The sequence below is a fragment of the Pseudomonas quasicaspiana genome (genome assembly GCF_021147825.1).
Lineage (GTDB): Bacteria > Pseudomonadota > Gammaproteobacteria > Pseudomonadales > Pseudomonadaceae > Aquipseudomonas > Aquipseudomonas quasicaspiana.
Map to the genome: position 1 here is coordinate 23438 of NZ_JAGTPI010000068.1, position 6645 is coordinate 30082.

The window sequence follows — 6645 nt, forward strand, 5'->3', positions numbered from 1 at the left end:
GACCTGAGTACTGTTTGATGTGGCAGTAACTTGTGGGAGCCGAGCTTGGTCGCGATAAACGATAACGCGGTATGTCGTCTAGCAGCATCTTATGCATCGCGGGCAAGCCTCGCTCCCACAGGATCTGCGCCATCCCTTGAGCTTCACCCGGGCAAAAAAATGCCCGGCGACATGAAGAGGCCGGGCAAAGGGGAGGTGAATCGTTTATTTCGGTTGCAGCGCCTCGCGGACGGCTTTCACGTCTGCACTGGATACGGCAGGAGCGGCGTTGCCCCAACTGTTGCGCACGTAGGTCAGCACGTTGGCGACATTGTCATCGGACAGTGCCCAGCCCAGTGCAGGCATCGCCGGTGCGGTGGGCGCAGCATCGGTGGCTCCGGCACGACTGCCTGCCAGCACCACGCGAATCATCGACGACGGGTCAGCGCTGTTGACCAATGGTGCCATGGCCAGTTTAGGGAACAGGTTCTCTGTACCTTCGCCATTGCCTACGTGGCACGCTGAGCAACGGTCGGCATAGATGGTTTTGCCTGCGACCATGGCCGGGTCTTTCGCGTCCAGCGCCTTGGGTGGTTCAGCCGGTTTCGCGCCGTCCTTGAGGTACACCGCCACAGCCATGAGGTCGGTGTCCTTCCAGTGTTGCGAAGAATGCTCGACTTCCTCGGCCATAGGACCTGAGGCAATGTCGAAGCGGTTGGCGCCGGTCTTCAGGTACTTGACGATGTCTTCCTCGGTCCACTTGCCAATGCCGCTGTGGGCGTCGGCGGTGATGTTCGGCGCGACCCAGTTCTGCAGGTTGGCACCGGTCAGGAACTGATCGTTCTTGTCGCCCCCGGTCAGGCCTTTGGGCGTGTGGCAGGTACCGCAATGCCCGAGACCTTCCACCAGATAAGCGCCGCGGTTCCACTGTTCAGACTTCTGTGGGTTGGCTTTGAATTCGCCTTCCTTGAAGTTCATCAGGTTCCACGCCAGCAAGCTGGTACGAACGTTGAACGGGAAGGGCAACTGGTTGGTTTCAACCTTGTTGTCCACCGCATCCAGCGTTTGCAGGTAGGCCCAGATCGCTTGGTTATCCTGACGGGTGACCTTGGTGTACGCGGTGTACGGCATTGCCCCATACAGGCGCTTGCCGTCCAGGCCGTGACCTTTGGACATGGCGTTCTGGAAATCGTCGAAGGTCCAGCGGCCAATACCCGTGACCAGGTCAGGCGTGATATTCGCCCCCAGCAGTTTGCCGAACGGCGTATCCAGCACCACGCCGCCGGAGAATGCCGGTTTGCCAGGCAATGTATGGCAAGCGGTACAGTCGCCCAAAGTGGTCAGATAACGGCCTTGTTCCACCAGGTTGTACGAGTCGGCACCGGTGGCAGCGTGTGCGACGTTGAGGGTCAGACCCAATACGCCCACACAGACAGAGAGAAGAGTCTTCATGCCGGGATCATCTCCCCTGGGCGTTTCAAATATCGGGTACGAATCGCATCGGCGGCCTTGAAGGCCAGCGCCGCGACGGTGCCGGTGGGGTTGTAGCCGGGGTTCTGCGGGAAGGCCGACGAACCGACCACAAACAGGTTCGGTACATCCCAGACCTGCAGGTGTTTGTTCACCGAACTGGTTTTCGGATCAGCGCCCATGATGAAACCGCCAACGATGTGCGAGGACTGATAGGGCGAGCTGTTCCAGTGCCCGGTCTGGGCGCTGTCGACCATTTGCACAGGGTTCATGCTCTTGGCGATCTCATGGACCTTGCCGGTTACGTACGCGGCCATCTTGCGATCGTTTTCCGGGAAGTCGAAGGTGATACGCAGCAGTGGCCGCCCCAGCGGGTCCTTGTAGGTCGGGTCCAGTGACAGGTAGTTGCCACGGATCGAATAGCTGCTGGCTTCACAGCCGATGGACATGCTGTTTGCGTAGTTCTTGACGGTCGCCTGCTTCCATTTCGAACCCCAGGTCGGGGTGCCGGGTGGCACCGGGCGCGATTCGATGGGCGCTGCGCCAATAGGGGTTACCCGAGTGCTGCCGCCGCCGACGAAGCCCAGACCGGAGTGGTCGAAGTTGTCGTTGTTGAATTCATCGATGCCCATGCCGATGGCGCCGCCACCGATGAACGGGTTGAAGTTCTTGTCATCGAAGAACAGACGCACGTTGTTGGCGGTCTGGTAGGCATAGTTGCGGCCGGTAGTACCGGTGTTGGTCACCGGGTCGTAAGGCTTGCCAACTCCGGACAGCAGCATCAGACGGACGTTTTCAAAGATGAACGCGCTGATCACCACCAGATCGGCAGGTTGCTCGAACTCTTCGCCATTGGCATCGACAAAGATGATCCCGGTGGCGCGCTTGCCGGTGCTGTCCATGGTCACGCGCAGCACTTCACAATTGGTCTTCGCGGTGAAGTTAGGCTTGCGAATCAGAACCGGCAGTACCGTGGTGATCGCACTGGCCTTGGAGTAGTTGGCGCAGCCGTAGTTGGTGCAGAAGCCACAGAAGGTGCAGGCGCCCATGGTCACGCCCAACGAGTTGGTGTAAGCCCGGGAAACCAGTGCAGAGGGTACGGGGAAGGGCTTGTAACCCAGATTCTTCGCCGCTTCGGCGAACAATACCGGCGCGTAGGTCTGCTCGGTCGGCGGGTTCGGATATTCTTCCGAGCGCGCACCTTCGAAGGTGTTGCCGCCTTCCTGAATCACGCCCTTGATGTTGCCAGCCTTGCCGGAAACCCCGGCCAGACGGTCGAACTTGGTGTAGAACGGCTCCATCTCTTCCCAGTCAGTGCCCCAGTCCTGCAGGGTCAACTCGGCGGGCAGCTCTTTGCCGTAACGCTCGGTCAGGTGGCTGTGCAGGCGAAACTCTTCAGGCTGAAAGCGAAAGGCAATCCCAGCCCAGTGGTTGCCTGCGCCGCCAGTCCCGTTACCAGGGTGAAAAGAACCCCAGCTGCGCATAGGCAAGGCTGTTTCCGTGACGTTGTTGCGGATGGTGCAGGTGTTCTGTTTGGTACGCAGCATCAGATCCTGACGCCGCGCGTAGCGCAATTCGTCAGTGGCGGAGGCGATGTTGAAATCGGCCGCCGTATCGCGCCACGGGCCGCGTTCGAAGCCAATGACGCTCAAGCCTTCATCGGCGAGTTCGTTGGCGATGATAGATCCGGCCCAGCCGAGTCCGACAACCACCACATCGGTGGAAGGTAGTTTTCTAGCCATGTCGATTAACCCTTCTTTTGCCAGGCGGAGCTGCCGATGATCGATATCGGTGTGAGGTCGAGTTTCTGGTTATGCCGACCGATGTAATCGCGGTAGTCATAACGGGCACCGGGAAAGCCGATCATTTTCCACGACACCATGTCGCGGTTGCCGCCGTAGACGGGGTCGGCAAAGAAGCCTTCCATGGTGTTGCCCAGCACTTGCTGGAAGAACAGCTTCGCGTCGATGCCTTCCAGCTCAATCGAGCCTTTTTCCAGATCGGTCAGGACCTTGTCGCGCTCTTCATTGCTCAGGGCGCTGAAGGTTTTCTGAAACTGCTTCTGGCAGTAGCCGGTCAAGGCGGCGATGCCCAGGCGATAGCGCTCACGGGGCACCAGTGGCGATTGATCACCCTGCATGGGCGTGCCCTTTGCGAACGGGCCCTGCATGTACAGGCGATCAAAAGTACCGTACTCGCCCGCCAACTGGCGGTCGATGAATACGGCGCATCCGGCGTCTTTGCCGCTGACGCTGAGGTCATCCGCGGGGATCAGGCGCTCGACAATGGCTTCGACTTCACGGGCTTCTTCGGCGGTGAAGAACTGCCAGCCCGGTGTTTCGTAATGCATCGGGCCGTTGTGATCGAAAGGCACCCATTGCGGCACGCCGGTGAGGGTGGCGGCCTTGGCGCTGGCGGCGGCACCGGCGGCGAGGGTGGTTGCAGAGGACACCAGCAGTTGGCGGCGGGTCAGGCCTTTTGGTGGCAGGTCAGTCATTTTTTTTGAGGCTCCTGCGAACGCATACGACAGGAGCGAGTCCCATCGACAGTTGGCGTGTCGCGGTCAATACACGGTGTTTTGTCCGACTGAGGGACACTGAAAACTCACGTGAGGGTGTGACATTAGGTCTCTGGCAAATCGGTAAGCCCGAAGCGCATGCTAGGCAGGCAAAAGCCAGATTCCGCGATCATCTTTTCCGCACGTCCGCCATGATAGGTATGTTGCCAAACGTTGCGCCGCACTCATTTCACAATGGACTGTTGCGCTCAGAGTAATAATCCTCTGTTGTTTGCCAGCCGTTCATACCTCTCAGATAAGACAAATCCTCACTGAACAGCCACTTCTTGGTATCGTGCGCACCCTGTCGTGTGCGGAAACATCTCCTCACAGATTTTTTGCTGTGCGGCCAGCATCTGTATTAGCCAACCACCGAGAAGCTGTAGAAATGCCCGATCCAATTCCTTTAAAGGATCACGAGAAAGATGCCCGGCTGGTCAACAAGCGGTTGATCGCCTGTGCGCTGCTCGTGGCCGTCCTGAGCGCGTGCCTCGTTGCGCGGATGTATTTCCTGCAAGTCACCGAGTTCGCCTACCACTCGACCATCTCTGAAAATAACCGCGTGCACGTACTGCCCATCGCTCCCGAGCGCGGCTTGATCTATGACCGTAATGGCGTGGTGCTGGCGGATAACCGGCCCAGCTACAACATGACGCTGACTCGTGAGCGGGCAGGGGATTGGCACAAGGTCATCGATGAAGTGATGGTGCTGCTCAAGCTGCCCGAGGAAGAGCGGATCCTCTTCGACAAAGACCTCAAGCAAGTGCGTCACCCGTTCGAACCCGTGACGTTGTTGTACGAGCTGAACGAAGAGCAGATCGCTGTGCTGGCGGTGAATCAGTATCTGTTGCCGGGTATCGACGTCGAGCCTCAGTTCGTGCGGCATTACCCGTTGGGCGCGCACTTTGCTCATTCCATCGGTTACGTCGGGCGGATCAACGAGAAAGAAGCCAAACAACTGGATTCCGTTGAATACCGCGGCACTCAGTCCATTGGCAAGACCGGCATCGAACGGTTCTACGAGTCTGAACTGCACGGCAAGGTCGGCTATGAAGAAGTCGAGACCAACGCGCAGGGGCGGGTGTTGCGTGTGCTCAAACACACCGACCCGGTCCCGGGCAAGAACATCACGTTGAGCCTGGATATTCACCTGCAGGAAGCTGCGGAAGCCGCGCTCGGGGACCGTCGTGGTTCGGTGGTAGCGCTGGATCCGGCAACCGGTCAGGTACTGGCGATGGTCAGCAAGCCTAGCTTCGATCCGAACCTGTTTGTCACCGGGATCAGCTTCAAGGAATACGCGGCGTTGCGAGATTCCATCGACCGGCCGCTGTTCAACCGGGTCCTGCGTGGCCTCTATGCACCGGGTTCGACCATCAAGCCGGAAGTGGCGATTGCCGGTCTCGACAGCGGCGTTGTGAACGCCTCGACCAAAGTTTTTGACCCCGGTTATTTCCAGTTGCCGGACTTCGATCACAAATACCGTAACTGGAACCACAGCGGCGATGGCTGGGTGGACATGGACGCTGCAATCATGCGTTCCAACGACACTTACTTTTACACCCTGGCGCACAAGCTGGGCATCGACCGCATGTACGACTACATGACCATGTTCGGTCTGGGCCAAAAGGTCTCGCTGGACATGTTCGAAGAGTCAGCAGGGCTGATGCCGTCGCGGCAATGGAAGCGTGCTACGCGACGTCAGGCGTGGTTCCCCGGCGAAACCGTGATTCTCGGCATCGGTCAGGGCTATATGCAGGTCACGCCGTTGCAATTGGCTCAAGCCACTTCGTTGATCGCCAACAAGGGCGTGTGGATTCGTCCGCATCTGGCCATGGAGGTCGGCGACAGTGCTCCGGTGGACGAGCATCCAATGCCGAACATCGTGCTGCATGATCCCAACGAGTGGAATCAGGTCAACATCGGCATGCAGATGGTCATGCACGATCCCCGCGGCATCGCCCGTGCAGCGGCGCAGGGCGCGCAGTACCGCATCGCCGGTAAAAGCGGTACGGCGCAGGTGGTGGCGATCAAGCAGGGCGAGCGCTATGACCGCGCCAAGACCCTCGAACGCCATCGGGACAACGCATTGTTCGTCGGCTTTGCACCGGCCGACCATCCGAAGATCGTGGTGGCGGTGATGATCGAGAACGGCGAGGCAGGCGGCCGGGTCGCAGGCCCCGTCGTCAGGGAAATCCTCGACGCCTGGCTGCTGGACAAGGACGGCAAGCTGAAACCGCAATATGCGGCACCGGCCAAACCGGGTGAGCCACACGTATAGGTTTTAAGCTTAGGCACTGTCTATTCTGTTTACTGCTTTAGGTAGGAGGCAACTTGTTGGCGATAGGGCTTTATGCGGTGAATCAGGTCGACCGCCTCGCGAACAAGTTCGCTCCTACCGGTTTGCGCTGGGTCAGGTAGGAGGCAACTTGTTGGCGATAGGGCTTGATGCGGTGAGTCAGGTCTGACGCCTCGCGAACAAGTTCGCTCCTGCCGGTTTGCGCTGGGTCAGGTAGGAGGCAACTTGTTGGCGATAGGGCTTGATGCGGTGAATCAGGTCGACCGCCTCGCGAACAAGTTCGCTCCTACCGGTTTGCGCTGGGTCAGGTAGGAGGCAACTTGTTGGCGATAGGGCTTGATGC

At 59.1% G+C, this 6645-nt stretch carries 4 protein-coding genes; 1 reads left to right on the forward strand and 3 read right to left on the reverse strand.

All coding sequences use genetic code 11. The features are described from left to right. Positions 1–204: 204 nt before the first annotated feature. Genes KDX30_RS25685 through KDX30_RS25695 form a run of 3 tightly spaced genes read right to left on the reverse strand, consistent with a single transcriptional unit; the run spans position 205 to position 3946 of the window. Positions 205–1431 (reverse strand): c-type cytochrome, encoded by a 1227-nt coding sequence (locus KDX30_RS25685; RefSeq protein WP_231677845.1) that lies wholly within the window; start codon positions 1429–1431, stop codon positions 205–207. After that, a complete protein-coding gene (locus KDX30_RS25690; protein WP_231677846.1) occupies positions 1428–3191 on the reverse strand; it encodes a GMC family oxidoreductase in 1764 nt (587 codons plus the stop codon). The genes KDX30_RS25685 and KDX30_RS25690 overlap by 4 nt, the downstream gene beginning before the upstream one ends. Positions 3192–3196: 5 nt before the next feature. Beyond that, positions 3197–3946 carry a gluconate 2-dehydrogenase subunit 3 family protein gene (locus KDX30_RS25695; RefSeq protein ID WP_231677847.1) on the reverse strand — a complete coding sequence of 250 codons (750 nt, stop codon included), beginning with the start codon at positions 3944–3946 and terminating at the stop codon, positions 3197–3199. A 448-nt stretch (positions 3947–4394) separates the two neighbouring features. On the opposite strand from KDX30_RS25695, the gene mrdA reads away from it, so the two are divergent. Next, positions 4395–6284 carry a penicillin-binding protein 2 gene (gene mrdA / locus KDX30_RS25700; RefSeq protein ID WP_231677848.1) on the forward strand — a complete coding sequence of 630 codons (1890 nt, stop codon included), beginning with the start codon at positions 4395–4397 and terminating at the stop codon, positions 6282–6284. Positions 6285–6645: the final 361 nt, after the last annotated feature.

Coding starts and splice junctions, on each gene's coding strand:
- KDX30_RS25685 (WP_231677845.1), bottom strand. CDS start 1,431: ATGAAGACTCTTCTCTCTGTCTGTGTGGGCGTATTGGGTCTGACCCTC.
- KDX30_RS25690 (WP_231677846.1), bottom strand. CDS start 3,191: ATGGCTAGAAAACTACCTTCCACCGATGTGGTGGTTGTCGGACTCGGC.
- KDX30_RS25695 (WP_231677847.1), bottom strand. CDS start 3,946: ATGACTGACCTGCCACCAAAAGGCCTGACCCGCCGCCAACTGCTGGTG.
- mrdA (WP_231677848.1), top strand. CDS start 4,395: ATGCCCGATCCAATTCCTTTAAAGGATCACGAGAAAGATGCCCGGCTG.